This window comes from Alphaproteobacteria bacterium, assembly GCA_023898725.1.
Lineage (GTDB): Bacteria > Pseudomonadota > Alphaproteobacteria > JAUHZC01 > JAUHZC01.
The window spans coordinates 33767-60707 of record CP060236.1 but is presented as its reverse complement, the minus strand read 5'-3'; the positions used below and the strand labels follow the sequence as shown (position 1 = coordinate 60707).

General features: G+C 44.7%; 25 protein-coding genes. 22 read left to right on the top strand and 3 right to left on the bottom strand.

Features of this window, described 5'->3' with window-relative positions; genetic code table 11:
- Genes H6849_00270 through H6849_00260 form a run of 3 tightly spaced genes read left to right on the top strand, consistent with a single transcriptional unit; the run spans nt 1 to nt 2601 of the window.
- Nucleotides 1-282, top strand: coding sequence for an iron-sulfur cluster assembly accessory protein (locus H6849_00270; GenBank protein USO01881.1), 282 nt, complete (start codon nt 1-3; stop codon nt 280-282).
- Nucleotides 275-805: a hypothetical protein gene (locus H6849_00265; protein USO01490.1), complete on the top strand. Its 531-nt coding sequence runs from the start codon at nt 275-277 to the stop codon at nt 803-805. Before H6849_00270 ends, H6849_00265 begins: the two co-directional genes overlap by 8 nt.
- Nucleotides 802-2601 (top strand): Hsp70 family protein, encoded by a 1800-nt coding sequence (locus H6849_00260; protein USO01489.1) that lies wholly within the window; start codon nt 802-804, stop codon nt 2599-2601. The genes H6849_00265 and H6849_00260 overlap by 4 nt, the downstream gene beginning before the upstream one ends.
- A 111-nt stretch (nt 2602-2712) precedes the next feature.
- Here H6849_00260 and H6849_00255 read toward each other — a convergent pair whose 3' ends face one another.
- A complete protein-coding gene (locus tag H6849_00255; protein ID USO01488.1) occupies nt 2713-3639 on the bottom strand; it encodes a LysR family transcriptional regulator in 927 nt (308 codons plus the stop codon).
- A gap of 377 nt (nt 3640-4016) precedes the next feature.
- Between H6849_00255 and H6849_00250 the strand changes: the two genes are divergently transcribed.
- From H6849_00250 to H6849_00225, 6 genes are all read left to right on the top strand, one after another.
- Complete coding sequence (locus H6849_00250) at nt 4017-4349, top strand: 2Fe-2S iron-sulfur cluster binding domain-containing protein (GenBank protein USO01487.1); 333 nt, start codon at nt 4017-4019, stop codon at nt 4347-4349.
- Nucleotides 4350-4584: 235 nt separating this feature from the next.
- Entirely contained in the window at nt 4585-5490 is a 906-nt protein-coding gene (locus tag H6849_00245) for a hypothetical protein (GenBank protein USO01486.1), read from the top strand.
- An 85-nt stretch (nt 5491-5575) separates the two neighbouring features.
- Entirely contained in the window at nt 5576-8245 is a 2670-nt protein-coding gene (locus H6849_00240) for a hypothetical protein (protein USO01485.1), read from the top strand.
- 101 nt (nt 8246-8346) lie between these two features.
- Nucleotides 8347-10956, top strand: coding sequence for a hypothetical protein (locus H6849_00235; GenBank protein USO01484.1), 2610 nt, complete (start codon nt 8347-8349; stop codon nt 10954-10956).
- A 301-nt stretch (nt 10957-11257) separates the two neighbouring features.
- Nucleotides 11258-12478 carry an acyltransferase family protein gene (locus H6849_00230; GenBank protein ID USO01483.1) on the top strand — a complete coding sequence of 407 codons (1221 nt, stop codon included), beginning with the start codon at nt 11258-11260 and terminating at the stop codon, nt 12476-12478.
- 18 nt (nt 12479-12496) lie between these two features.
- Entirely contained in the window at nt 12497-13729 is a 1233-nt protein-coding gene (locus H6849_00225; protein USO01482.1) for a hypothetical protein, read from the top strand.
- On the opposite strand, the gene H6849_00220 is transcribed toward H6849_00225, so the two are convergent.
- The gene (locus H6849_00220) at nt 13726-14493 is read right to left on the bottom strand and encodes a methyltransferase domain-containing protein (GenBank protein ID USO01481.1); all 768 of its coding nucleotides are present in this window, start codon (nt 14491-14493) and stop codon (nt 13726-13728) included. The two genes, H6849_00225 and H6849_00220, sit on opposite strands and share 4 nt — an antisense overlap.
- A gap of 82 nt (nt 14494-14575) precedes the next feature.
- Between H6849_00220 and H6849_00215 the strand changes: the two genes are divergently transcribed.
- From H6849_00215 to H6849_00170, 10 genes are all read left to right on the top strand, one after another.
- A complete protein-coding gene (locus H6849_00215; protein ID USO01880.1) occupies nt 14576-15511 on the top strand; it encodes an SPFH/Band 7/PHB domain protein in 936 nt (311 codons plus the stop codon).
- 160 nt (nt 15512-15671) lie between these two features.
- Nucleotides 15672-16184 (top strand): NfeD family protein, encoded by a 513-nt coding sequence (locus tag H6849_00210; protein USO01480.1) that lies wholly within the window; start codon nt 15672-15674, stop codon nt 16182-16184.
- A gap of 165 nt (nt 16185-16349) precedes the next feature.
- Complete coding sequence (locus H6849_00205) at nt 16350-17273, top strand: EamA family transporter (GenBank protein ID USO01479.1); 924 nt, start codon at nt 16350-16352, stop codon at nt 17271-17273.
- A 256-nt stretch (nt 17274-17529) separates the two neighbouring features.
- Nucleotides 17530-18753: a phage portal protein gene (locus tag H6849_00200; protein USO01478.1), complete on the top strand. Its 1224-nt coding sequence runs from the start codon at nt 17530-17532 to the stop codon at nt 18751-18753.
- Nucleotides 18754-18786: 33 nt separating this feature from the next.
- Nucleotides 18787-19332, top strand: a complete 546-nt coding sequence (locus H6849_00195) for an HK97 family phage prohead protease (GenBank protein USO01477.1) — start codon at nt 18787-18789, stop codon at nt 19330-19332.
- An 11-nt stretch (nt 19333-19343) separates the two neighbouring features.
- On the top strand, nt 19344-20534 hold the full coding sequence (locus H6849_00190; GenBank protein USO01476.1) for a phage major capsid protein: 1191 nt from the start codon (nt 19344-19346) through the stop codon (nt 20532-20534).
- A gap of 109 nt (nt 20535-20643) precedes the next feature.
- Nucleotides 20644-21243, top strand: a complete 600-nt coding sequence (locus tag H6849_00185) for a phage gp6-like head-tail connector protein (GenBank protein ID USO01475.1) — start codon at nt 20644-20646, stop codon at nt 21241-21243.
- A complete protein-coding gene (locus tag H6849_00180; protein ID USO01474.1) occupies nt 21240-21572 on the top strand; it encodes a hypothetical protein in 333 nt (110 codons plus the stop codon). Before H6849_00185 ends, H6849_00180 begins: the two co-directional genes overlap by 4 nt.
- Before the next feature lie 2 nt (nt 21573-21574).
- Nucleotides 21575-22003 carry a hypothetical protein gene (locus H6849_00175; protein ID USO01473.1) on the top strand — a complete coding sequence of 143 codons (429 nt, stop codon included), beginning with the start codon at nt 21575-21577 and terminating at the stop codon, nt 22001-22003.
- Nucleotides 22004-22122: 119 nt separating this feature from the next.
- The gene (locus H6849_00170; GenBank protein USO01472.1) at nt 22123-22647 is read left to right on the top strand and encodes a hypothetical protein; all 525 of its coding nucleotides are present in this window, start codon (nt 22123-22125) and stop codon (nt 22645-22647) included.
- Here the strand turns inward: H6849_00170 and H6849_00165 are convergent.
- Nucleotides 22644-23486, bottom strand: a complete 843-nt coding sequence (locus H6849_00165) for a DMT family transporter (protein ID USO01471.1) — start codon at nt 23484-23486, stop codon at nt 22644-22646. The two genes, H6849_00170 and H6849_00165, sit on opposite strands and share 4 nt — an antisense overlap.
- Nucleotides 23487-23604: 118 nt before the next feature.
- Between H6849_00165 and H6849_00160 the strand changes: the two genes are divergently transcribed.
- From H6849_00160 to H6849_00150, 3 genes are read left to right on the top strand one after another with little or no spacing between them, the layout of a single operon-like run.
- On the top strand, nt 23605-25413 hold the full coding sequence (locus H6849_00160; GenBank protein ID USO01470.1) for a hypothetical protein: 1809 nt from the start codon (nt 23605-23607) through the stop codon (nt 25411-25413).
- Nucleotides 25413-26288: a hypothetical protein gene (locus H6849_00155; protein USO01469.1), complete on the top strand. Its 876-nt coding sequence runs from the start codon at nt 25413-25415 to the stop codon at nt 26286-26288. Before H6849_00160 ends, H6849_00155 begins: the two co-directional genes overlap by 1 nt.
- 20 nt (nt 26289-26308) lie before the next feature.
- Nucleotides 26309-26935, top strand: a complete 627-nt coding sequence (locus tag H6849_00150; GenBank protein USO01468.1) for a hypothetical protein — start codon at nt 26309-26311, stop codon at nt 26933-26935.
- Nucleotides 26936-26941 lie beyond the last annotated feature (6 nt).

Genomic DNA, 26941 nt, shown 5'->3' with positions numbered 1-26941 from the left:
ATGATTGCTGGTCGACAAAAACCAACACTTGGTATTCGCGTTGGGGTAAAAACACGCGGGTGTTCAGGGCTGTCTTATACGCTTGAGTTTGCAGATGAGGCGCGCCCTCATGACGATATGGTTGAATCCTCAGGAATAAAAATTTTTATTGATCCTAAGGCTGTCCTTTTTGTGGTGGGAACAACCATGGAGTACAAAGACGAAAAAGTGGCCAAGGGCTTCGTGTTCACAAATCCCAATGAAAAAGGACGGTGTGGCTGTGGAGAGTCTTTCCATGTCTAAGACAACCCCATTTGATGTTGGCGAAGCGTCTGATGGTAGCAGTTGTACGTCTGGTCCTCATGCTTTTGCTGTTCTTGGCTTGCCTGTGCGTGCTGTTCTTGAGCGGGACATCTTAGATGTGGCGTACGCGACCAAGCATAAAGAATGCCTTACCCGGTGTCTGCGCGATCAAACACCTGTGGATATCTGTTATGGATATATTAATAGGGCTTACAAGGTGTTGCATGATCCCATTTCACGCGCAGAACTTGTTGTGCATGTGCGTGGGGGAGAGGGGGATGTAGGGGGGGATCTATCACCCCAAGACTTGATGCATTATTTTAGCCTTCAAGAAGAAGTTGAAGCATGTGAGGGTGAAGGGTTACAAACCATGTGTGCGACACTGGCGAAAAGTCTTACAGATGCCTTGGAAGGCATTGACCGGGCTTCTGACACTTCGGCTATGACAGAGGCCCTGACAAAAGCCCGATATGTCAGTCGCTTGATAACCACACTGAAGCGTAAATTGGATGAAATATTATGACACATTTGTTGCAACTAATTGAACCTGAACACACAAATTTGGTAGATGCCCGCGAAGATATGAATCGTTGGGTTGGTATTGATTTTGGAACAACTCATTCATTGATCGGCCATTACTGTGAAGTAAAAAACCCTGAACAATCTGTGCGTCAGATGATTTTTTTTAAAGACCAGCATGGCAGGCATATTCTGCCATCTGTGGTGAACTATACGCACCGGGGAGAAATGGTTTCAATTGGCCAGTGGGATGAGGGGGAAGCCTCTGTACGTATTGCTTCGATTAAACGGTTTTTGAGTCGCGGTAAGCGAATTGTTCGGGGAGCGGGTAATGATATTACAGAAGCAACGCTCTCTCCTATTTCTGTGGGAGAAGCACAGATATCACCTATTCATATTGCAGCTGAAATTATCAATGCGCTGAAACTAATGGCAGAGGACCAAACGGGTGAGGAGATAACGAATGCTGTTATTACTGTTCCGGCTTATTACGATGAAATCGCCCGTGCAGCAACACGCTTGGCCGCGCAGCATGCTGGATTTGTGAATATTTCTTTGTTGAGTGAGCCCACGGCTGCGGCTCTTGCTTTTGGCCTTAGTACCACAGAAGAAGGTCTTTATGGGGTGTACGATCTTGGTGGGGGCACATTTGACTTTTCTCTTTTGCGGTGTGAACAGGGTTTTTTCCGTGTTTTAGCAACAGTTGGTGATACGCAGCTGGGGGGGGATGATTGTGATGAGGCACTTGCGACCCTGTTAATTGAGAAGGGGGCCTTGTATGCTGATCGCTCGGAGGCGATCCGGGATGCACGCCGTGTCAAGCATATCCTGAGTCAGGACACACAGGCCCGTATTGATGTTGCTGGAACCGTTCTGACGGTTACACGTGTCGCGTGTGAAAATTTGATGCATCCTTTAATTGCGCGTACGGTGACGTTGTGTGCTCATGCGTTGAATGATGCGGATGTGACCTGGGGTGATCTTTCTGGGATTTTGTTGGTAGGGGGAAGCACCAGGATTCCACTGGTGCGTCGTATGCTCGAAGAACAGCCAATAACTTGCCTTGTGCGTGATGACCTTCATCCGGATGAATCAGTGGCCCAAGGGGCAGCGATTCGCGCGCACCAAATCATGCATGGAAGTGCGCACACCCTTGCGGATGTAACGCCATTGTCCCTGGGTGTGGAAACCATGGGAGGAGTCGTAGAGCGCATCATTACCCGCAATTCGCCGATTCCCGTGGCGCAATCCCATGAATTCACAACTTTTCAAGACGAACAACAGGGAATTTCCTTGCATATCGTTCAAGGTGAGCGAGAAATGGCCAAAGATTGCCGATCTTTGGGGCGATTTTCATTGACGGGTATTCCTCCCATGCCTGCGGGGCGGGCGCGCATCCAGGTAACATTTACACTGGATGCGGATGGGCTTCTTAGTGTAGATGCCTATGAAAAATCCACAGGTATCCGGCAAGGGGTTCAGCTCAATCCAATTTTTGGGTTGTGTGAGCCTGACATTGCAGACATGGTAATAGAGTCTCTTGATCAGGCATCCACTGATATGGATGCGCGCCTGTTGATTGGTGCTCGTCAAAAGGCCGAACGCTTATTAAGGCAGGTTACATCCTTTCTGGATGTATGCGGGGCTGATGCTCATGCTGATTTGCGCGCACACGTTGCCAATCTTCGTCTTATCATAACGTCCTCTGATCGTAACGCCATTCATGAGGCTATAGCCGCTGTGGAGGTATCATTGAAAAGCGTTGCTGAAGCTCATATATCGTCGTGGCTTTCTGCGTAAGGACACCCCCCCGGCAGTGGCGTGTGTTGTGTCAAAAACCCTGCATTGTGAAGGGGATTGTCAGGCCCTACAGGCTAAGAGGAGGGTGAGCTTGGGATATTTTCCTTGCTGTTAAAATGCATTTTGGTAAATATCAGGATGATCTGTAATGTGTTTCCTGAGAAAGTCTAAGAGGATCCTGTGGTTTGTAAGTTCCTTTTGATGAGAGTTGTAAAAAAAATACACACTTTTTGGATCTGAGCGTATATCAGGAAGTATGCGCACAACGCCTTTTGGTTTGCACATGCGAATGTGTTGTATCGCAATTGGTGCAATTCCATGATGGTTTAACATAGCCTGATAACGACCATCATTGGAGTCGAGTTCTAAAGATGCTTGGCGCATTTTTCTGCCATCTGAAATACCCACGGTTAATAGCCAGTTGGCAGTGATATGCCTTTCATAGCGCTTTTCATCAATTGTCAGAAGATGATAGTTTTCAAGATCATCTAGGTCGTGCGGGACGGTTTGCATGTTATCCAGGTATTGTTGTGAGCAAAACAATCCTTGATAGCTATCGTAAAGTTTCTCTTTTGCAACATGGTGTTTGTCTGATAAATAAGGAGAAATCAACACATCACTTTCCAAAACGTCAAGAGGATTCGCCGATGATCGGATTCTGACCAGTAGGTCAGGATGCTTTTTGGAAAATCCCTGAAGTGCAAAGGGAAGCCATGTTGCTGCCATTGAAGGTGTGCTCAGGATCCGGATTTCATTGTTGTCTGTTTGCGCTTGGGCATGGGCGTCTTTCAAGGCGGCATCGCCGATGTGGAGAATTTTTTTACAGGCCTCGATATAGGTCATGCCTTCCTTCGTGGGGATCATGCGATGAAAGTTGCGTTCAAAAATGACGATTCCTGTGCGCTCTTCAGCCGCTAAAATACGGCGACTGACTGCAGGCTGAGAAAGATTAATTTTTTCCGCGGCTTTGGTCGTGCTTTCATACAAATAAACATAATACACAGCCTCGGCTGTGTCATAATCGAAATAATTGCGCATGTTATACCTCCTTGCACATATTTATGACCACATACGCTGTAAAAAGAAAGTTTCCGTCTGTGTTTATCCTCAGACAGGCTGTCGGGGATTTTGTCCCGTGTGCAACACGTGTGCCGCAACCGTTGCTTCTTTTATAGCGTTGAGCGGTATTCACCTCATGATTTCTGAGAAAATTTTTTAGTAATAATGTTTTTGTTTTGACTATTAATTATAATAATAATGACAATAAATCAAGTAAAAATTCTATGGGAACAATTCGAAGATTGAATTAACACAATTACCGTTGTGAACGGCTGGGTTCTGGTTCTTTTCTGTGCCAACGGATTGACATCTGTGTGAAATGTTTCATAAAGACAGAACAATTCAATGAGTTCACTATGCCCAAAGTCGTATTTATCACGAAAGACAACACACGTACTGTAATCGATGCTCCAGCAGGGCTATCTCTGCTTGAGGTTGCGCACAGCAATAAAATTGACCTTGAGGGGGCCTGTGAAGGATCGCTGGCCTGTTCAACGTGTCATGTGATCGTGGACCCTGCGTGGTATGAAAAATTAGCGGCCCCCAGTGAGGATGAGGAAGATATGCTTGACCTTGCTTTTGGTTTGGAAAAAACATCCCGCTTGGGATGTCAAATTATCTTGAGTGAGGCTTTGGACGGTATTGAGGTGCGGATACCAGCAGCGACCCGTAATATGCTCGTTGATTGAGGGGCGCACATCTGATTTGTGGCGACAATAACACGCGTACCCCCTCCACGAGAAGAGAATTTCCCTGGGATCATACCTGTAGTTTCACATATTTACGCAAGTGTGATCGCCACTGTGGCGACTCAGGAAGACTTAGTGGATCTTGAGCCAGAAAAAACAGGTAAAAAAATCCTTGGGATTTGTCTAAACTCTGTGATAAATTTTTTAAAGCTGATATTTTTTTAAGGTTTATTCAATGAAAGCAATGCCAATTTCGTGTAGAACTGTTTTGATGGCGGCGCTTGTATCGTCCCTCTATGCCGGCGGGGAACCCTTGGAGAAAACCACAGAAAAAGCGGATTCCGGTTCGCACAAAAGTGTTGCCAAAATGGCAGATGTTGGGGATCAGCTTGGGGCGCATCGTCCTGCTTCTGGGGGGCTTCAGACAGCCAAACTGCGCAATGAGGGAACCAATCCCAACCCTCACGACCATTGGTTAGGTGTGAATGTGCTGGTTGGTGCATCCCAATATAGCTGGAAATCACAGTATGGTCGGTTGTATCGTGTGACTGGTTCTAATAGTGGGTCCTTTTCCACGCACGATTCTTCCACACCTCGTATGAGCCTTCTAGAGGCTGGCTTGGGTGTGTCAGTTTTGCGTTCCATTTCCAACGCTAGTTTTGGTTTGGATATTACAGCCTTTCCGTCAACAGGTCGCATAAAGCTGCATACTAGGCGATGGAATTGGGATGTTCCTGAATGGGAAATTCTGGACTTTGCCGTAAAGAAAAAATCATCATACCGGGGAAGATTGCTTGCAGGGTATCGCACGTCTGATAGCGGTTTGTGTTATGCCGCTATGGGTGTCAGTAGGGAAACTTTTATCTTTCAGGTGACGAGGACGCTTGGTGACATTCATTCAATTGTGGGGGCAAAAAAGAAGAAAACTTCTTATGTTCCTGAATATTCCCTTGGATACCGCCATGCGTTGGATGGTTCACGCTACACCCTTGGTGCGGAGTTTTCGTTCCAAAAAAATGCTAAGAGTAAAGCGAGGCATATATTCAACAATGGAGATCCTGACGAACTGCAAGAAATATCGCCCACTTACAAGTATAATAAATATTCCTTTTTGCTCTCTTTTTCTGCACAAATACTATAATTTCCGTGCATCAGTATTTATATCTTTTAGGAAAATATTAATGCTTTTTGCATAAAGTAGCTCTAACGGTTACTATACATTATGTATGCGTATTATTTTTGTCTTCCTGTTCAGTGTTTTATTGACCCATGAATTGAGTGCTTCTCCTGCACGTTCTTTTAGTGAAGCATTGGTTCCCAGCGGCACAATCACCAGGGATCAACGGACGGGTCTACGTGCTATGCAACAATTTCTCACGAACGCCCGAGACGGCAACCTTGGTCAACCGGATGATAATGATACATGGCAAAAATTTTCTGCCACTGTTGGTGTGATCAACATTGATGCTTTTATAGCGGCCGAGCCTCGGGGGGGCGCGCTTCCTGGTCTTTTTACAAAGGCACAAGAGTTAGCAGGTGCCTGGAATAAGGCGCACGAAGACGTTTTGAGAGACCGCGCTGCTGTTGATCAGGCTGCCAAGCAAGCTGCGGAGGCCGCGCGCCTCCAAGCTGAGGCAGATAAGAAAGCTGCGCAGGCATCCGCTCAGGCACTGACAACCCAGAACACTAACCTTCAGCAGACGACACAGGCCACCCTGCAGAATATAGGTGCCCTTGCCGCCTTAGGTCAAACGAATGGTGGCGGATTGGGATTTGGAACAGGCGGTGGATTCGGACCTGGACCTGGAGCTGGAACAGGCGGTGGAACTGGAACAGGTGGTGGATTCGGACCTGGACCTGGACCTGGACCTGGACCTGGACCTGGAGCTGGAACAGGCGGTGGAACTGGAACAGGCGGTGCTGGGTCTAACGCAACGCCCGTAAGTCCCGAAGATAATGTTCGAGCGCTTCTCAGGAATATTTTGACTCTTCCTCCCTTAACAACAACGGCTCTTGTTGGGGAGATACGGGCACTCCTGGGGTTAGTTAATACCGATCGTAAAAACTTTTATGATGGATTAAAAACACCCAGTGCCTTGACGCTAATTGCATACAGGGGTGATCCGGGTCTGTCTGTTGCGAACTTAGATGAATACGGACGCATGGTGGAAGAGCTATATGCTTTTATAGAGTCCCATACAGAAGTCGTTGAAAGATTTATCCAATTTTTAGAAGTTTCTGGTACAAACCTGCAGCCTACTGATAAAATGGCCAGTAACGAATTAATCAAGGCATTAAAAGACGTTTTTGGGGGTACAAAAATCGTAGGTCCTGATAGTAATCTTTTTGACAAGCCCAGACAGTACTTATTCGATTTCTTGGATCGAGATGTTTCATCTGTACTCACAGGTATTATTGAAAAATTTCAGAACAAGGATAGTGATTCCTTCGATCCTTTATCTTCAATCGCTCGGGGTGTGGAAAATGCCTCTCAAATTTCTGCAGATATAGACAGTGCAGAACAACCAACCGCCCATGATACAGCGAGCGTTGCAGAGACTGAAACCCTTAAAGAACATCGCCGTATCGCGCACGCATTTTACACGTTTATCAGACGGTTAGAAAATCTTTTGCTAGAGAAGGGCAATCAAAAAGTCCCAACAACATTACCTTTTTCTAATCCTGACGCTTCTGAGTCAGACGAAGACTGGAGCACTGATGCATCCCCTCTTTTTGGGAGTGATAATACTTTTGGGGTGCTGAACGAAGATATTCACAGCATGATCGCTGATATTATGCATAAAAAATTCTTTGAGGATTACTCCGAATACTACAAAAAAACCATAGAAGCAGGAGAAATTGTGGATAATTCAACATTATTCATCAAATTTTCTAGCGCATATATAAAAGACCGTATCAATACATACAAAGAACTGCGTGATTCTTGCGCGAAGAATTCTTCATCTGGGATTTTTGATGGTACAAATCGTTTTGTTACAAATTTGACGAAAAGCAAATTTTATCAAGGTATGCATCCAGAACCTGTCCGTATATTCATGAAGAAATCTCAAAATCGTTTGCAGGAGACCGTGAAGGCATTAGAGTCACTCATACCGTCCAAATTGAACTCTCACCTGCTTACTGTTATGGAAACGGGTAATTCACCAGTATATGCGGATAAACAGAAGGAAAAAGATGCCTCTGATATGCGTGAGATTGAGAAAATAAAGCGTTTGGAAGAGTACAAACTTTTGAGGGAAGGAATATCCGATGAACTTCGCCAGGCATATGACAATCTTTTTGAGATAAGAGGTTTTACTAAGCGTTTGGGTGAGGTAACGTCTGTGTACTCTGCTGTGCGATCCTTGCATGACGCCACGCAAAAAGCGATCACCTGGTGGAATACCGATGAGACAAAGGCTCTTCAAGAGGACATTAACGCAATGGCGGATCGTTCCCCGCTCTATAGCGATGCTATTACTAGGGGTTGGAATCAGTGGATGTCTTTTATAGAAGAGGTCACGGAAAAAAGTAAAGAATCTATGTATTTTCTTACTGTTGATCCGGATAAGCGCGCCTCTCTTTTTGGAGCAAATGTTTCTGCATTTTTGAGCATCTTCCGTGATCTTCTTCGTGATCGTGAGGGTAATTTTATCCCTGTACCGTCCCAGGTTGCAACGATCGAATTAACACATAACGCATTAAATAAAACGATTCACGATATAATCATGAATCGTACAAAAGATGACCGTGCTGAGATGGGATTGATAAATGAAAATGGTCTGCTTGACGAGGAGCCGCTGATCTCTCCTTGGGGCACAACTTGGGGCACAACAGGTATGGGCCCTGATATTCCGATCGGTTTTAAGCCGTTGAATCGTGAAGAAACACAATAGCCATGAAGTCATCCACTATTTTTACCCATAAATTGGAGATCACAATGATACCTTTTCACCAGAAATTTTCTCTAAAATATTTTTTCCATAGACAAGCGCTCATGGCTTTGCTTTGTTTTGTTAGTCTGACCCCGGTTCATGCCAGCTTTTTAGCTCAGATTCAGGGGCTTGGTGGCAAGAAATCTAGCGCTGCTAAACCTGCACCTGCGGCAACAACAGATTGGATGAGGCTCCACGAAAATTATAAGAATTTCCTCATGGAGAACAAACTTGGTCTTATCATGGAGGGTTATCGGGCTCTTAGCAACGCTGAAAAGATGCGCTATTTGGGTATTATCTTTCCAAATGAGATTCGAGAGCAATCCAGCGAAGAAGACAGAGCAATGGGAGAAAATGAGGAAATCCAAGCATACAAGAGAGTCATAGCTTTCCCATATTCAGGTGCTGCGATAAATAAGCAATTATGTTTAGATGCACACACCGTTATCGCTAATCACGTGCGCATCAAAGAGGAAACATTTGATCCCAATGACCTCTCTGAAGATGTGCAAACACTAGCTAGAGAGTATAAAAAACACGTGGATGATGACATTTCGGAACAATTCTATCGAAGTCTTGATAATGCCGATAAGATATTAGGGCTTGCACAGTTTAAGCGCACCAATCCTAGCGCTCCAATTCCAAATGAGTATGAAAAAATAAATGCCTCACTAACGGATGCAGAGATTAACGGGTTTATTCAGAGAATGAAATTTCCTGATAATTCTGCCTATACCTTGCATGCGTCCAAACTGAAGGTTGGATCCCCTGATTTTAATCATAAGCTTAAAATATTTAATGCGAGCAACAAAGATATTGTCCAGATTATGATGAAGGAACTCCTGCAAGACCCTGCTTTGACAAAGCTCATACCCAAAAGCCATGAGCAAAATGTTTTTGCAGAGAAAAAAACAGTGACAAAAAAGCCAACCTTCTCCCAGCAAAATGCTTTCAAACGTGCACTGAAACAATTTGTGGGATCTGAGTCTGAGTCGGATCAATCAGTCGATACTCGTATCAGGGATTTTTTTGAATTTCTTAATGGTAAAACCCCGAAACCCGGGGGAGGTTATCAAGACGTTCACGAAGAATTTTCAATGAGGGTTGTGAGCAATGGCATGGAGGTCCAGGAAGCTATGGCTATTGCTTTTCGCGATGCGGATGCAACGCTAACAGAAGATCAAAAAGTTATTGAAGCCCTATCTGTATTGCTGAACCCGAATTATCAGATGAAGACACCAGGGGGTCAGTGGAGCCCGATGAAATTGGTGCATCAGGTAATTGTTCCTAAAAAAATGTCCCTCAAAGAGGGCTTAGCAATGCTTTTAGAGAAGAAAGTGAGGGATAATATTCCCCCGGATGATGGATTGGCCCTCCTAAGGCAGTTGGTAAAAGAAAATGCCATAAAAAAAGAGAAAACAAGTCGTGAGGATGTATTGTTCCAGGTTGAACGTTTATTCGACCCAAAGACATCAGTGCCCGTCAAACAAAAGGCCCTGGACCATCTTATCGAAAGTATTTTGTCTGCTCCCCTAGAAAATCCTGCGGCTCTAGAAAATCCTGCGGCTCTAGAAAACTATACCCAACTTGATGGCTTGTGGCTTATGGTAAGTGGGCGTTATAAGGACGGAACCATCTCACCACAAGAGGAGGGTTTAGGAGATAGTCTTCGAAATTTGCAGAATATTACCCGTGATCCTCAGTTGACAGTACCAAATCTTAAAAAAATTCGAAAAAATTTTGATGTATTAGTAAATACGATACTCTATGAATACATAATACGTCAAACTAATATCCCGAAATTTCTACTAAAAGAAGTTGGTCCTGAAGAGATAGCATCGCTGGAAATGGTATTGATCGGTATGTATGATAAACCGGCTGATGTATTTGCCGATATTCATCAAATTTTTATTGGCAATGATACTTTTTCACAGGTTCACTCAGCGGGGGAGGATGCTTCTGAGGGAGGTGAGTCGGCGATTGATGTTTTGCTTGCGGTTGCAGAGGCCGTAAAGGCCGCCTCTGCTAAGCCTGCTGGCGGTGGCGGCTACCACCACCCTGCAAGTGGTGGCGGCGGTGGCGGTGGTGGGGATTCTAGTCCATGGGGTAATGTTATGTTGCACCCTGTCGACAACCAATCTAGTTCTGGCGGTTCTAGTCCGGTGAGCAATGAAGGGGTTCCTCATAGCGGCACTACAACACAAACGGTAGACATCAGGCCATTCAAAAACAATCTGTCAACAGCACTTACGTACGGTACGTTTACTAACGCAGGTAACCAACCGCGTGCGAATATTTTTGACAAAACTTACATTTATATAAGAAAAGCTCGTGAGTGGAGTGACCAGTTAGGTTACGGTTTAGGTTACGGTACAATCGCCCAAATTTTTCAAAATGTGCCTATCAAAAATATAGATATTAACGGGCAGCCCTGGGCGGTAAAAACGTCGCATATTAATGCGGACATGATTAAGATGCTAATCGAGAGTGATGCTGCTTTTGGCCAGTTAAAAAGTAACCACGGCCAGGGTAGTACTCCTGAAACACGAGGCCGACTGGTCCCGGGCGCGGACTTGGAAGCACTCATCCTGAATCTCTGGGGGATTGTTGATATGAGTAAGAATAAGGTTAGAACAGCCGAAGCGTTTCCTGCTCCAAAAGATACTGAGTGATCAAATGGCAGCGGAGGCGGTGGTGAACAACGCCCCGCGCATCCCCCTCACAGAAACGGTGTGTGACAGGTGTGTGACAGGTGTGTGATAGGTGGGCTACAGTCTTGCGTAGCGCTTTATACGCAGATAACAGTACGCAAACTTGTTACCCACTATCGCGTAAAAATACAGCCCTGCCAGAAAGAAAACCCACAGGTGGTGATGTTTTGTGACCTAGGTCTCCCTCACGGTGTTATCAATGTGATTGTCTTAGCCCTTTTTTTTGCATAGAATACACCTAAGGTTTTTTTATGTGTTTTGTGTGTCTGACGGTCAGCGTTCGTATTATTTGGACTATCTGCGTGCTTTTTTTGTGTTAATGGTGGTGTTTGACCATGTCATTCATCCCTATACATACCACTTTGATCGCTATTGGTTTATCACAGACGTCGATAGCAGTCTTGTGTTTGATGGGCTTCATCTCATTTGTTACGCAGTGATGGTTCCTGGGTTGTTTTTTCTGTCAGGGGTGTTTACCCCGCACTCATTCAAACGACGGGGATTATGGGGGTATATATGCGAACGTATGGTGCGCTTAGGGATCCCGTTTGGTTTTGGTTTGGTGTTCATTGGTGCTGTGATTATATACCTACAGCAGGTGCATAGCGGTAAATACACCGGGACGCTTATCGCATTTTTTACCACGCGATATTTTCCTGATTCTATGGCTGCTACAGGATTTTGGTACTTATCATTCTTGTTTGTACTAACACTGGTGTATGTCTTTATTCAGCTATTATGGCCTGGGTTTTCACAGTGGTTGGGCCGATGTGTTGCCTATGGGGAATTGTATCCTGGGGTTGGTTATTGTGTGCTGGGATGTTTGCTTAGTACTTCCATTGTTGGATTGGAGGTTCCATTTGGGCCATGGATTTGGTGGTCTGTGTTTTCTCCGTATTTGCTCGCCATGGGATCACTGATGGGGACGTATGGGATTTTATTTTGCTTGGGGATAGGCGTATATCAACATTTTGGCATTGGGGAACCACGTCTTTTTGGGTTTTTGGATAATCACCGGGTGTTTATTCTTGTTTCCACAGCTTTTGTGGTTAGCGTGTATCTGCTTATTGCGCTTGGGTATGTTAACGATGGTGCTTTTGATATGAGCCTTCCTCTGGCATCGTATCACCATAAGATTCCTACGCACGCACTATATGCCATGATGGGAGATGTTCCTGTGGTAAACTGGGTTCGTGCCGCTTTGTTAGGGTTTGTGATGCTTGGTTTGCTGTTGACTGGGGTGTGGGTGTTTGGCCGGTATTTGGATAAACCGGTGGTTCCTTGGCAAACGTTAGCACATACTTCGTATGGCATTTATATCTTTCATGAAGCCCTCGTTCTGGGGGGGCATATAGTGTTTTATGGGGGGGGTGTTCCTCTTATTTTGCGTGTTTTTCTTATTTTTGGGGTGTCTGTTTGTGTACCGTTGGTCTTGGTAAAACATGGTCTGCGGCGTGTTCCTGGGCTCTCACGGGTTCTTTGATGAAAGGCTGTGAAGACTATGCGATATATTTCTGAACCACGCGAAAAAACAATTGACCGACTGCGCGTCATTTTTTTTATGCTGATGCTTGTGGATCATACGCTTCATGGCTATGCCCAGTACTGGGGATCCTTCTGGTTTGTGCATGATGTTGATCGTAGTCTATTATGTGACGTACTATACTTGCACAACAACAGCGTGATTATACCGATGCTGTTTTTTGTGAGCGGTTTTTGTGTGTATGGATCGTTGATGCGTTGGGGGCTTTGTGCCTATATGTGGCGACGGGCCTGCTATTTATTAGGAACGGCGGTGGCAGGGGTTATTTTTTTGGTTCCGTGGATGGCTTATGGAAAATTTGTTCTTGAAGCCTCTGTTTCCTTATCATTCTATGATTTTCTTACGACCCAATTTTTCACTGGCGCAAAATTGCAAGCAGGCCCCATGTGGGTTCTCTATGCTATTTTTTTGTATGGGAGCATGGCAGCGGGGGGGCTGGTGCTTATGGGGAAAGTTCGCACACAAAGGCTTGGACAGGTTATTGCTCGCCTTATAGCTGCCCACCCGTGGTGCAGCCTTGCCACGGTGATGGGTGTGTGTGCGATTTTATTGGGTGTGATGGATATTCGTTATGGTGCCCCATGGTGGATTGGGGGGTGGAAAGTTTTTCATTTTCAAGGGTCTCGGTTTTTGGTGCAAGCCTTGTTTTTTGCCATTGGTGTGGGGGCTTCTTTGATTCCTGAGGCTGATCGGGTGATTCTTATGGGGCGATTGATGCATGCTTTGCCTGTGCTTATGTGTGGGCTTTTCGGTGTGGGGGTTTTGTATATTGGCTATGCCATGCTGTGGTACAGCGAGGGGGCCTACTCAAGCGATCTTTACTATTACTATAATGGCTATATTCCCCAGGGATCACCTATGGAAATTATTACCGCAATAGCACCCGGTATTCTTATCCGGACATCCCTTCACGGGATATTTTTGCCACTGCAGATTGTGTGTTATGGTGGACTTGTCTATCGTTTTTGCTCTTTGTCATGGATGGTTATCGACTATTGGAAAGATAAAACCCTTGGCTTATTTTTGTACCATCCGATTTTTGTGATTGGGGGGCAAGTTCTTTTGTATGGGTACGACATCCCTGTGATTGTGAAAATTATTCTTGTTGTGACAGGTTCTTACGTCGGAACGCTTGGCCTGACTCTTGCGACGCGGCGCATTTTTTCTCGATTGACCTCTGCGTTTTCTTAGACCTCAGGATATCCCCTTTTGTTTTTGCGGTTATGGACAGATCCAGGAATTATTTTCTGTTTGAGCCATGTGCTTAGGCTTGGTTCTTGTTCTTGCGGGGGGTGAATAAGGAGACGTTTTTCTGCTTTGCCTAACAAAAGACCACCTGTGGGTACCAGATATCGCATGATGCGATCAAGTATAGTGTATGTTTCAGTGTATGTGCATGGCAAAAAAGGAGGGGCGAATAGAAATTTCTCGAAGCCAAGCGGTGCAAAGCGAGACCTGTGAAAAAGATGCATGAGTTGATGTGTGGTGAAAGCATTCCCACGGCTGAATGGCGTACTTTCTGAACGGCACCATGTGCTTAATTTGTTTGGAACAATAACGATCAATGCCCCCTTATGATCAAGCACACGCCAAAGCTCCCGCAGAAATTTTTGTTGGTTATGCGTATTTTCAAGACTATGAAGGGCAATCACAAGATCAAAACTATAATCATCAAAGGGCAAGCAGTCATCGCTTAGCAGAATGGTGGGATAATTTAACTGAGGAATGTGGGCTTTATTAATACCGAGGAAGTCTGGAACACCTGAAACATAGCTGCGCGATGTGTGCGTCTCTAGAATATGCGCTGTGATGTGAGTGAGGTAACCAATACCCAGAATACGCTGTGGCCGTGGGTGAGGCATATGTGAAAGAATCCGGGCTTGCGTGTGTTGCGAGACATACGAGCCGCGTATAGTTTTGTAAAATGCATCTAAGTGTTGGCAATCAATCCACAAAAAATTGATCTTTGTAAGGATATATGTTATAGTAAACAAATATTCACAATAAAGCGAGTCTAAAATGGTTAATTTTACACCAATGACAATGTTTGTTATTATTCTTGTTGGATTGGTGTGCCTTCTTCTGAAAAGTGCTGTGGTGATTGTACCCCAGGGATTTCAGTATACGCTTGAGCGCTTTGGTCGTTACGTACGAACATTAAGGCCGGGACTGCATGTCATTATGCCCCTTGTGGAGGTGGTTGCCGTGCGCATGCTGATGAAGGAAGTTGTTCTTGATGTCCCTCGTCAGGATGTGATCACGAAAGATAACGCCATGGTGAGTGTGGATGGTGTGATTTTCTACCAAATCATGGACGCGCCCAAAGCGGCGTATGAGGTGGATCAACTTGAGCATGCAATTATGAATCTGGCTATGACAACGATTCGTACCGTCATGGGGGCGATGGATCTTGACGAGCTTTTATCCCAACGTGAGCGGATTAATCTTGAGCTTCTCAAGGTCATCGATGATGCAACAAACCCGTGGGGTACAAAAGTCACACGGGTAGAAATTAAGGATATTGTTCCCCCGAAAGACCTCGTTGATTCTATGGGGCGGCAAATGAAGGCGGAGCGTGACAAGCGTGCGCAAATTCTTGAAGCGCAGGGGAGTCGTCAGGCTGATATTTTACGGGCAGAAGGGTATAAAGAGGCTGCCGTTTTGCGTGCCCAAGGGGAAAAGGCTTCAGCTGTTCTTTTGGCAGAAGCGCGTGAACGTCAAGGACAAGCAGAAGCAAAGGCTACACAGATGCTTTCCGAAGCGATGAAAAAAGGAACTGTGCAGGCGGTGAATTATTTTATTGCTGAAAAATATGTGGGTGCACTAAAAGACATTGCGGCCGCACCGAATCACAAGGTGATTTTTATGCCTTTAGAGGCGGCAAATGTCATAGGATCACTGGGTGGAATTGCTGAGCTTGCAAAAGAAACTTTCTCAGAGAGGAAAAAAACAAAACCTTCTTTGGAAAAATAAGAGAGCATAAGAAACGGTTGAAATACTGTACTGTCTAGGGATGTGCGTGTTGAGTTTTGGGGCATAGGGACATCTGGCAAGGTTATACGTGGTCGTATCTTCGGTGCCATTTCCCCTGCGATAGGGGGTGTATCCCCTGGTTTATTAGAAAGTGAAGAAAATGACATCCACCTTGGTTGATTCTTTGTATGAAAATAGAGGTATGCTGATCGATACATTACAGCACATGGACTTTTGGGGGTGGATGACGCTTGCTCTTGTATTTATTATTATTGAACTTATCACAATGACTACGTATATATTGTGGCTGGGAATAGGTGCGGCACTTATTGCCGCTGCAAAGTTGTTTGTGGTTTTTCCTCCCAATTACGACTGGGCCTTGTTCAGTATTGCATCTCTTGTAAGTCTTGGGCTTACGTATCGATGGTTTAAGAAAAATCCCCAGGGAAAATTTGAGACCATTAATCAAAGGGGCCGTGAGTATATCGGTCAAACACTTATTTTGCAGGATGGTATCGTCGCAAACAAAGCGCGTATTCTTCTTGATGGCGTGTGGTGGTCCCTTGTGGGGCCGGTGTGTGCGCCTGGAACGAGGGTGCGTGTCATCAAAACAGATGGCAATGTGTTGGTTGTTGATTTATGCGCTGAAAAAATAGAGACCAATCAAAAATAGTTTCAGCAGTATCTGCCTATTTCTACACGCAAAATTCCTATGATCTGTTGCTATCTCTTGTTTTTCTAAAAAAACATTTTTTTGCACATACCTATCAAATAGAATTTTCCTTGAAGTGTTTGTGAATAAGCACTAAATACACAGTATGTTCCCTTCGCGCCGGCTGTGTTAGCTTCTAGAGATATCGCTATTGCGATTTGTACGACCTTTGTTTGGGCCCTGAATGTTCTTTTAACGAAGATAGCTCTGGTTGAGATTTCGCCGATTAGCTTTAATTTGTTGCGCATGATCGTTGTACTTCCCTTGGTAGTCATTTTTCCTTTGCGACTCCATCAATGGCGATGCATCATGCCCACGGCTCTGGTGTGGGGGGTCGCCCATTATGCTTTCCTGGGTCTCGGAATAAAAGCAGGTGCAGGAGTTGCGATGGGAGGACTATTGTTACAGCTTAACCCGTTGTTTGCAGCTTTATTTGCCTATTTGATGCTGAGGGAATCACCCAATAAATATCACTTAATAGCCTTTGTCCCCTTGTGTGCCGGTGTTTTTTGGGGGCTTTATACAGCAGAGAAATTCTGTGTATGTGTGGGATATCTTTGTATGCTTGTTTCGGCAGCATTCATGGGGCTAGGGAATGTTCTTTTGAAGCGTGCCATGCACGACTCTCGCGAACCACTCAGTCCGTCATCAGCAATTGTTGCCTTTGCCCCGCTTACAATAGGGATTCACTTCACGTTGGCTATGAGCGTTGATGGTTGGCAAGAGGTGGTGCGAAACATGAAGTTATTGGCTCGCCCCACCCATACCCTTATTATGCTTTTTGCTGGTTGGATTTCCATGGTAGGGGCAATGCGTGCGTGGAGTATACTCGTTCGTCGGTATAGTGTCGCAGATGTGTCGCCATACTCATTGCTGATCCCTTGTTTTACCCTTGCATTTGCTTTTCTCACAGGAGAAAAAATAGGATTTAATACCTTTGTTTCAGCACTATTGATTCTTTTAGGGCTTATTATTAGTCAAATGGGCCATGCCTTTTCTCGGTTTGTGCGGGGGTTTTTCTACATAAAAAGACAGCACGTTCTCAAATAATTACTACTGAAAATCAATAAAACGAGGGCAGGAGAGAAAAACTGTGTGGAACAAATTTCCTGATAGTTGTTTGCGGAAAGCTTCTGTGCATTGTATCTGAAACGGGGATGTATATACCTAGTCTTTTGCACACACCTTTTGTGCACCTGTTTGTTTTTATTAAAAATTAAAATTTTACATACCTGACATAAGTATTAAATAATTTGTCAAAATTAAGCAGTTCGCATAAATAATCTTCTGTTCTCAGGAGGGTACTATGGAACTTAAATCAATTATTCAAAAAATATTGCGTCTTGGAACCACATTAGAAGGGGTAAAGAGTGAAACAGGGAAAAGAGAAAAGAAACGCTATCGTAGCGTTCATAGTGTTAATATTCTGGGGAAACCCACATGGACAGGACATAGCTACGCTGAGTTAGTACAAGAAGGCTACAAAAAAAACGTTATTGTGTATCGCTGTGTGACGTTGATTGCGCGTAGCCTTGCAAGCGTTGCGTTTTTGTTAAAAAAAGGTGTATCGCCTCTTGATACACATCCTCTTCTTACCTTGCTGTCTCATCCGAATCCTTTGCGCGGAGGGGCCTCTTTTGTTGAGGCGCTCGTGTCTCATTTGTTGCTTTCTGGCAATGCCTATGTTGAAGCTATGTACGGTTTTGATGAACAGCCATGTGAGCTGTATTTATTACGTCCGGACCGTGTGGAAATTGTCCCAGCAACAACAGGACAGTTGCGTACCTATAAGTATACAGTTGATGAGAAGACACGCCGTATTAGCATGCTTGCACATAATGGCAAACGAAAAATAGCCCATATTAAGTTGTTTAATCCCATTGACGATTGGTATGGTGCGAGTCCCCTTAATTCAGCAGCGTGCGCCATTGATCAACACAATGCAGTTGCTGAGCATAATTTATCTCTCTTGCAAAATGGGGGAAGACCTTCTGGTGTGGCCGTTTTTCGTGATGGTCTTGATGAGGATAGTCGTGAACTGGCGCGAGAACATATGACCAGTTTTCATCAGGGTCCTGGAAACGCGGGCCGAATGATGATTGTTGAGGGCGATGTTGAGTGGAAAGAAATGGGCTTAAGTCCCCGGGAAATGGACTTTGCCACATCAAAAGATGTTTCCGCGCGCGAAATTGCACAAGCCTTTGGGGTTCCTGCCATGTTGGTTGGGGTTAAGGGTGATAGCACCTATGCAAACTACCGTGAGGCACGGTTTCACCTGTGGGAAGATACGATCCTACCCCTTTTGGACATGATTGTTGATGAGCTTAATTCCTGGCTCACACCTCAATTTGGTCCTGATTTACAGATTGGCTATGATCAAGGGTCTATACCGGCACTTTCTCAAAGACGAGAACAGCTATGGCAAAGCCTCGAGCGTGCAACATTTCTTACCGACAATGAAAAACGTGCCGCTACTGGATATCCTCCTCATCCTTTATCCAGGGATAATGACGGTGTGTGTGCACACTAAAAATTAGCAACTCAACGCAGGAGAGAGAAACGTATGCACCACAAAGTATCACCCCCAGTTTTGATTAAAAGTCTTGACTCTAGAGGAAATTTTTTTGGTTATGCCAGCGTTTTTGATTGGATTGATCGTCAAGGAGACACTGTTGCACAAGGGGCCTTTTCGCATTCTTTGAAAAAATGGCATATGCAAAAAAAAATGCCCAAGATGTTGTGGCAGCACAAGCATCATGAGCCCATTGGGAAATGGACATTCATGGGTGAAGATCCTAAGGGGCTTTATGTTGAGGGGCGCCTTCTCATGGATGTAGGTCGGGCTCGCAGTGCTTATGCGCTTATGAAGGAGGGCGTTCTTGATGGGCTATCTATCGGATATGAGGTTAAAAAAAGTTACCAGGACCAAACAACAAAGGCACGGGTTCTCACAGAAATTGATCTTCACGAAATTTCATTGGTGACATTTGCCGCCAATGAAAAAGCCAAAGTTCATCACGTAAAAAGTTGCCGTGATGATAGTGATCTGCTCATGCAGGTTAGACGGCTAACGCAACTTATCACACACGAAAACCAACGAACACTATAAAGGGAGTTTCCATGTCACACGTACACACAGTTATTAATGAATTATCACAGGCGTTCGAAGACTTTAAACAAATGAATGACGACCGTCTGCGAATTCTGGAAACAAAGAAAACGACTGATCCTCTCATTGAGGAAAGTCTTACACGGCTGCAAAGAAATATCGATTATCTCGAACAGAAACAACGTGATATGATGCGCCCTCAAATTGACGGAACAACTGATTGTTTGCTATCGACGGGTGAATCAAAGGCTTTTTCTTCCTATTTGCGTAGTGGTGATGACGCCCTCTTGCGCCTTGAGTCAAAATCTTTGACCCGCGGAGCGGATGAGGATGGGGGATTTTTTGTTCCTCAAAACTTAGGCCATATGGTTGATAAAAAAGTCGGCCAAAGTACCATTCGTACGCTGGCTTCTGTGATGACCGTTTCATCAGATCATGTGGATGTTTTATTAGATAGAGAGGCCGCTGCAGCAGGGTGGGTTGCAGAAACAGCTAATCGCCCCGAAACGGATACCCCAAAGATTCAAAAGAAACGTATCAACGTTCATGAAATTTATGCCAAGCCTCGGGCTACACAGAAACTTTTGGATGATGCAAACATTGATGTTGATAAGTGGCTGACGGAGAAAATTTCTCAGCAGTTTAGTGATCTTGAAAACCATGCATTTCTTAATGGTGATGGGGTATCACGTCCACGAGGAATTTTAAGTCTTCCAGTGTCCACGGATCTGAACCCTGCTTTTGGAACATTTCGGGCTCTTGACAGTGGTGTTGATGGGGGATTTCCTGATGATGATGCTAGCGATCTTCTTGTTCGCATGATTTATTGCTTGCGTAGTCATTATCTGGCAAATGCATCCTGGATGATGTCACGCAGTGCGTTGCAAAAGATTCGTATGATAAAAGATAGCACAGGAAACTATCTGTGGCAGCCAAGTCTTAGTGACAAAGTATCTTCAACGTTGTTGGGATTCCCCGTATATGTGGATGATGCGATACCCGGCGTTGTTGAGGGAACAGCTTCAAGCTCTGTGATTTTTGGTGACGTGAAATCAGCCTATCAAATTGTTGATCGTTCCGGAATTCAGGTGTTGCGTGACCCTTTCTCATCCAAACCATTCATTGAGTTTTATTCGACAAAGCGTGTAGGTGGGGATGTTGTGGATACCGATGCGCTTGCCATTTTGCGCCTGGCTTCATAGTTAATCGGGGTAAGGAGGGTGTTATTCTGGGAATTATTTTATGATACCACACCCTCTTGCCGAGTGATTGATACGTTCCGACTAGTCATATTATTTTAAGGGAAAAAGTATGTCTGAAATTTGTTTGGATTCACCGGGTGAGGCCTTAATACCTCTCTCATGGATGAAGAATTACCTCAAAGTTGATCATGATGCTGATGATTCTCTCATCAATCAGTTGATGATAAGTGCTCAGTTGATGATAGAAAATTATGCGGGGATCTCTTTTACACAAAAAAAATGGCAACACACACATAATCAAGAAAGTGGACGATCTCGTCAAGCAAATCCCTGGAAGGATGCTAGGTATAGTGGGCCGTTTTCTTTGAGGATAAGTCCTGTTGTTGCTATTGTATCGGTCACCAGTCAAACCATCACGGATGATTGGGTGTGTGAGGGGTGGAAAACGCGGACTAATGGCTATAAAACAGAAGTATATATTCCGCGTCAGCACATCATGCAGGCGATGCGAATTATAATCAAATATACAGCTGGATACGCCCGCATCGAAGAGGTTCCAACGCTTTATAAAGATGCGATATGTATGCTTGTGCAGAGGTACTATCAACGGCGGGAATCTCCTGATCCGGCTTTGGGCCATATGGCAGGGCTTCCTTCTGATATTTGTACATTTTTACATATATCCCAAGCAAGAGGATGGTTGTCATGAAGGTAACAAAAGATCGCAAGCACAGAGTTTTGCTTCTTGAGCCTCGCTATCATGAACATGTTATCACTGCGTATCATCCTGTCGGTGAAGTGTGGGCATGTGTGGCGGCGTATCGTCATTCTCATCTTCAGCTGTATACGCAACGTCGTCATGAGTCAGATTCCGTGCTTCCTATATGGGAAGTAACATTGTGTGAAAAAATTCCTGTTAGAGAGGACTATCGATTGGTGTTCCAAGGAACTGTGTATGCCTTTGTTTCACGTGCACTTAATCCCGGAGGATCGGACCTAACTTATTATATTACGCCGTTGGATGAGGCAGAGATATGAGCATGAAGGAAAATTTACATGTATGGTTACGCGATACAATTGATAAGGCTATACGCACGGAAGGACTTGCTGTAAGGCCTCATGTAAATACGCGCACATCAAGCAAAGACATTTGTTGGTCGGTGTCACAAAAAGGGTCTGGGGAAATTAATTCATGGACGTCACCGGAAACATTTTATGGTGAGATTTGTCTCTCTTTTTGGGCTCTTCCTGCTTATGGACATAGATGTGAATCGTTGGCGGGTTCTGTTGTGAGTGTGTTGACGTCTGGTACTCATGGGATTGATGTAGAGGGAGGGTTGTTTAGTGTGGCCTTTTCTCTTAGGAAACAAGAAAATCTTACAGGTAATATAAATACAGTAATGCCTCAATTGTATGCGGCTGATTTTTGTGTGCGATGTGTGTTTTATAGAGAAGGAGAGATTATATAATGAAACCATCCAGTGAAAACGCCTATTTTTCTATCCCCCATGAATGGGAGGATGATTCTTTAGAAGCATTTATGAATGAAGACATCCACTTGCTTCCCTTATGGTTTGGGTATTAGGCCATGAACAGTGAAACGCTTTTTCAGTTTAGTTTGGGAGAACTTCATCCACAAAGTGGTCGTGGTATTACTCACACGCTTATCCCGCAAAGCACGAATCATCCGATGCGTACACTTAACGGAGGGCTTGTCAGCAGCACAGAGGATATACGGCACAAGTATCGGTCCATTTTAATGGGAAAAGATTTAAACTTACCACCGCTGGATGAGGTTTTTATTGGGAAAAACATACGTATAGGGGCTCTTGTGACCTTTAGCCGTTTTGTTTTTCAGCTAAATCCTGGTGACAGGGTAATGCTTTCACGACAGCCACAAGAGCAGTCAGTTCGTGTTCAAACAATGCATGGTTCTCCTGTGCGGACACATCGGTGGGAGGAGGGATGTCTGGTTTATGAGGGTGTGGAGTCGTATGCAAATGTTGTGATTCGTTATCGTCCCTGGCTTGAAACGACAGTGGTTGATTTTAGTTTTGAAACAGCAGAGGAAACCAATCGAACCACATGGAAGATTATTTGTGATGAGCTTTAAGCAGGGGTATTGCGGCGATTCTCAAAAATAGCAGCAGCAAAAGTGCTCGGGACAACAATGGCGATACCAATAAGGACAGAGTTGCTCGGAATTTCCCCATATAAAAATAGTCCAAAAAGAACGGCAAAAATGAGCTCAACATACCGAAAGGGCGCAAGTGCTGAAATATCGGTAGCAGCGAATGCTTTTAGAAGAAAAAACAGAATGAGGTTACCACCTGCACCTAAAGCCAACAGATACATGAGCTCATGCATCGTAGGGGGAGTCCACACCAAGAAAGCGGGAATTGCTCCTGCAAGGGTAGTGCCAAGGGCAAAATAAAATAGCATACATAAAGGAGATTCATTATGCACCATGACCTTATTGACAATATCGCTCAAGGCAAAACACACTGCGGCTATAATAAGGCCAAGGATACCCCAGATGTGCATATGTGTTCCTGTGGTAACATCATGGGTGTTTGCAACAATGATCATGATGCCCATAAATCCACCCAAGGTTGCAGCCACGCGTTGCCAAATAACGCGCTCTTTCAGCAGAATGAATGCAAGCACAAGCACAAAAAGAGGAATAGTGTGGCCTACTGTGGAGACCACAGCCAAAGGCACATGCGACAGACCGAAACACCAACCTGTGATAGCCGTAAATCCCAGAATTGCCCGCAAAACATGCCAGTTTATTTGCTTGGTATAAACAGTTTCCCATCCTTTGATTGCAACGATAGGCAGAAGAGTCAGCGTCGCAAACAATACACGAAAAAAAGCAACCTCCATACTCGGCAAGCGGCAGGCAACCTCTCGCATAAGGACATCGTTGACAGAGCTTGTAAGGCCTACCAAGCATATCCAAAAAACACCGACCAAATAACCTGTTTTATGTGATGCCGTTGAAATGACGTAATTCCATTAAAGTCATCCGATAGTACACGAACCGATAACCAAAACAATAGATATTTTCATGCTTACATACACATTCAGTCACATTTTTGCAGAGCTCGGTGATGCGAGCATCCACAGCGGCCCTGTGTTTTGGTGTGAGATTAGAGAACGTGAGGCCACGCGCCCACGCGTGCGACTACGCATTCCTTATGACGATCAAAACTCCGGTATTCTTTTGTCGTGGATTACTGTGCAGGGCAAAAAAACACTCTTTACGGGACGTGTGACAAAATTTATGCACTCCCACGGTGAAAAAATTTGTGACATTGAGGCTGTTAGTGATCACCCCGACAATTCCTCTTTAATGGGGCTTGTGGGGGAAGATCTTCGTAAAGATGGGGCCTGGTGTAGTGATCTTTATGCCTTGGATGAAACACATGTAGGAAATTTTCTTAATTCTCAGCTTATGACGCCGGGGTGGGATCGTACAACGGGTAAGTTCACGCTTTCACATATATTTACAGGAAGAACGGTGCATGCGCTGACAGATTTTAACACCGTTTCATTCAAACAAATGCATGTTTCTCATAAACCACTTAAGGCTGTTAATTTGCGTGTTCTGTGTCGCTGGAAAAAAAAGGTGGTTCATACGATTGATCTTGGTGCACATATGGGTGGTGATCGCATGTTGCGAACCATAACACCGGATAGACTGAAGCAACAATGGCCTCGTGAGGGAACAACACTTTCTGGCACGTCATTGCGTGTTGTATCCTCGCACCTTGAGGAAGGTGCTAAACCAGAAATACAGCTTTTGCCTCTTCATAATCATCACCAGGAATCGTTCACAAATGCCCCAGTTTCTGTCTATTGTTTTCGACCAGTGCTGACGGTTGCGGATGAAACAACTGTTCTGGTTCATGAGGTTTTTGAGGCAGTCTTGACACATGATTACCAAGGTAAGCAGGACTATGACCTGGTCAAAGATCTTACTGTTGACCTCGGGGTCATTTCTTTGCATGAATCACGCGTACCATGGGAGACAGGTACATTCTATGATGTGGGGTCTATTGTCTCGCATCAAGGGGGTTATTATCTGTGCGTGAGTGCTCATCGCTCAGCAATTGATTTACCCCTAGCGTTGGACAGGTGGTGCAAGCTTGATCGGGAAACACTCGAAAAAAGACAAGCACAGCGGAAAAGTTGTTTTATTCATGACGCAGCTCAGCGTGTGTTGCGACATATGGCACAGCTTGCACGAGGGTATCTCGCCAATAGTGCACGGGGTATTGCATCGCATTTTCGTGTGCCACTGGCGCACGGTATTGATGTGTCTACGTTGGATGCAATCACATGGAATTCATCACAGGAAAGATCATCCTCGCTGTATGGAAAAGTAACGCAAGTGCGCATTGTAATTGATCGAAATGAGCAATTTGTTGATATAACAGCTATGTCTGCTATTGGCGTACTATCACAAATTACCCCCTGTGTTGCTGAGAAGAACCAATATGGGGCTGAAACAGAAGAATATGTTGGGTCATTTTGTGTTTCCACACCAGAAGATATGCCAGATCTTCTCTATGTGAAGGGTGAAGACTTGGATGATTATGAGGAAAGATTAGACAAAGAGAATCTTGGGGTATCGAGCATTCTCATCCACAACACAGCTGAAGAACAATTGACCCATCTTCATAAAGAAGTTCGTATGCATAGACGTGCCCTGCATGAGGTATCTATTCCTTCTACATACATTGCGGTCAATGCACAGATGTGTGAATCATCCGGTATCCGACACCTACACAAAACACATAGAGCAGAGTTTGGTAGCGGATGGTCGGCACCAGCTAATATTAACCTTCTTCATTTGCGTGGAGGGTCTTCATAATGTCTTCTCTCAGGAGGCTTATTCGCAACCTCAAAACACCATTCTCATGGAAAGAACAAGAAGAGCATCCCCTATATCGTACAAAATCTATTTGTATAGGTACTGATAGTCCTCAAAAATTATCTCGTGTATTTCCAAGCCGCATTACCGTTACCGTTCGGATGATCGGAGTGAAAGCAGGGCGTAATGTTCAGGTTCGCACAGATGATATCCAAACAGGAAATAGCGTGTCAGTATCCCTGTATGATCGGTCACTGCTTGATCCTGGAATGGGCGTTATTTATGAATCACTGGGCTATGATGGTGTACAGCTCGTTTGTGAATCGGTTGCGATGAAGTATACGGATCGTGTGAATGCCTGTGTGCTAGAGGAAAAGATCAAGCCTGGCGATATTCTTTATACAAAACGATTTCCAGTGCTTGAAACGGGAGTTTATGCCCGTCAAATTAAAGTGATTCAGGGAGTTACAGGAATTATCCCGATTGATGGGCATCAGACAGGTTGGAAAGCGTGTGTTGATCTTATTCCTTACGGAGGTCGTTTTGTCTCAGGCATAGATCCTGAGGAGATTCAGGCCTACTTTGCGCAGGTGCAAATTAGGCCTGGGACTACAAAAATTCTTCTCTCACATGCGGCATTCTGGCAGTCGCGGGGTATTAATCCTGAAAGGGGAGGGTTTTTGTCGGGAAAAGAGATTCACTTTTCTCAAAAACTCCCCCTGCATGCATGCCAAGCACTCGGCGCCGATATCCGTCAGGGCATTGTTCGTCTTCCGGTGTATGTGGGAGAGATATTCGTGGGGTCTTACGTATCTCAGGACTACACATGCGTGAATCGATCAGAGGGAATTTTGAATGTTGAGTTTGTTATATAAATCAAAAAAAGGATTTTTCTATGCCAATTATATACAGAAATGAAAAAGGATCTCCGTTGAGTATTGAGGAGATCGATGGGAATTTTCGCTATCTCAATGCACAACTAGTGGACCAACAGGAAGCTATCAGCCAGATAAAGAGAGTTACTCAGGTGGTACGTGAGGGAAGTGATCTTGTGTTTAAGGATGATGCCGATACAGTGTTGTATCGCGTGGAAATACCCCTCCCACGATTTTCTTCTCGAGGATCGTGGTGCCCCTCAACAGTTTTTGTATACGGGGATATCGTGCATCAAAATGGTGATAATTATATATGTTTGGTAACGCATACAGCAGAGATATGGGATCATGAGCGGGAGAATTGGCTCCTCATGGCTCAGAAAAACGACCCTTTTTCTGTTTTGAAACAACCGCGCCATACGACCACGGATGATGAACCCCCTACACAAAGTGAGCAGGAACGCTCAGAAAATCTTGCTCGTGGTTTTTCACTGCCAACACTACCGATCTTCCCCTTAAGCAATCTTCCTGACTCTCGTATGGGGGCTCTCATTTTTATCGCGCTCGAAGAGACTGATACGTTGATTATGAGTTATGGAACACCAACAGGGTGGATGAATGCATTGACCCATGAACGCGTACTCTAGGAGGAT

Bases quoted from the DNA above. Each gene is read 5' to 3' on its own strand.
- H6849_00240 (USO01485.1), top strand. From the start codon at position 5,576: ATGCGTATTATTTTTGTCTTCCTGTTCAGTGTTTTATTGACCCATGAA.
- H6849_00155 (USO01469.1), top strand. From the start codon at position 25,413: ATGTCTTCTCTCAGGAGGCTTATTCGCAACCTCAAAACACCATTCTCA.
- H6849_00195 (USO01477.1), top strand. From the start codon at position 18,787: ATGCACCACAAAGTATCACCCCCAGTTTTGATTAAAAGTCTTGACTCT.
- H6849_00245 (USO01486.1), top strand. From the start codon at position 4,585: ATGAAAGCAATGCCAATTTCGTGTAGAACTGTTTTGATGGCGGCGCTT.
- H6849_00210 (USO01480.1), top strand. From the start codon at position 15,672: ATGACATCCACCTTGGTTGATTCTTTGTATGAAAATAGAGGTATGCTG.
- H6849_00150 (USO01468.1), top strand. From the start codon at position 26,309: ATGCCAATTATATACAGAAATGAAAAAGGATCTCCGTTGAGTATTGAG.
- H6849_00235 (USO01484.1), top strand. From the start codon at position 8,347: ATGGCTTTGCTTTGTTTTGTTAGTCTGACCCCGGTTCATGCCAGCTTT.
- H6849_00160 (USO01470.1), top strand. From the start codon at position 23,605: ATGCTTACATACACATTCAGTCACATTTTTGCAGAGCTCGGTGATGCG.
- H6849_00250 (USO01487.1), top strand. From the start codon at position 4,017: ATGCCCAAAGTCGTATTTATCACGAAAGACAACACACGTACTGTAATC.
- H6849_00170 (USO01472.1), top strand. From the start codon at position 22,123: ATGAACAGTGAAACGCTTTTTCAGTTTAGTTTGGGAGAACTTCATCCA.
- H6849_00190 (USO01476.1), top strand. From the start codon at position 19,344: ATGTCACACGTACACACAGTTATTAATGAATTATCACAGGCGTTCGAA.
- H6849_00265 (USO01490.1), top strand. From the start codon at position 275: ATGTCTAAGACAACCCCATTTGATGTTGGCGAAGCGTCTGATGGTAGC.
- H6849_00215 (USO01880.1), top strand. From the start codon at position 14,576: ATGACAATGTTTGTTATTATTCTTGTTGGATTGGTGTGCCTTCTTCTG.
- H6849_00175 (USO01473.1), top strand. From the start codon at position 21,575: ATGAAGGAAAATTTACATGTATGGTTACGCGATACAATTGATAAGGCT.
- H6849_00260 (USO01489.1), top strand. From the start codon at position 802: ATGACACATTTGTTGCAACTAATTGAACCTGAACACACAAATTTGGTA.
- H6849_00255 (USO01488.1), bottom strand. From the start codon at position 3,639: ATGCGCAATTATTTCGATTATGACACAGCCGAGGCTGTGTATTATGTT.
- H6849_00200 (USO01478.1), top strand. From the start codon at position 17,530: ATGGAACTTAAATCAATTATTCAAAAAATATTGCGTCTTGGAACCACA.
- H6849_00270 (USO01881.1), top strand. From the start codon at position 1: ATGATTGCTGGTCGACAAAAACCAACACTTGGTATTCGCGTTGGGGTA.
- H6849_00180 (USO01474.1), top strand. From the start codon at position 21,240: ATGAAGGTAACAAAAGATCGCAAGCACAGAGTTTTGCTTCTTGAGCCT.
- H6849_00185 (USO01475.1), top strand. From the start codon at position 20,644: ATGTCTGAAATTTGTTTGGATTCACCGGGTGAGGCCTTAATACCTCTC.
- H6849_00225 (USO01482.1), top strand. From the start codon at position 12,497: ATGCGATATATTTCTGAACCACGCGAAAAAACAATTGACCGACTGCGC.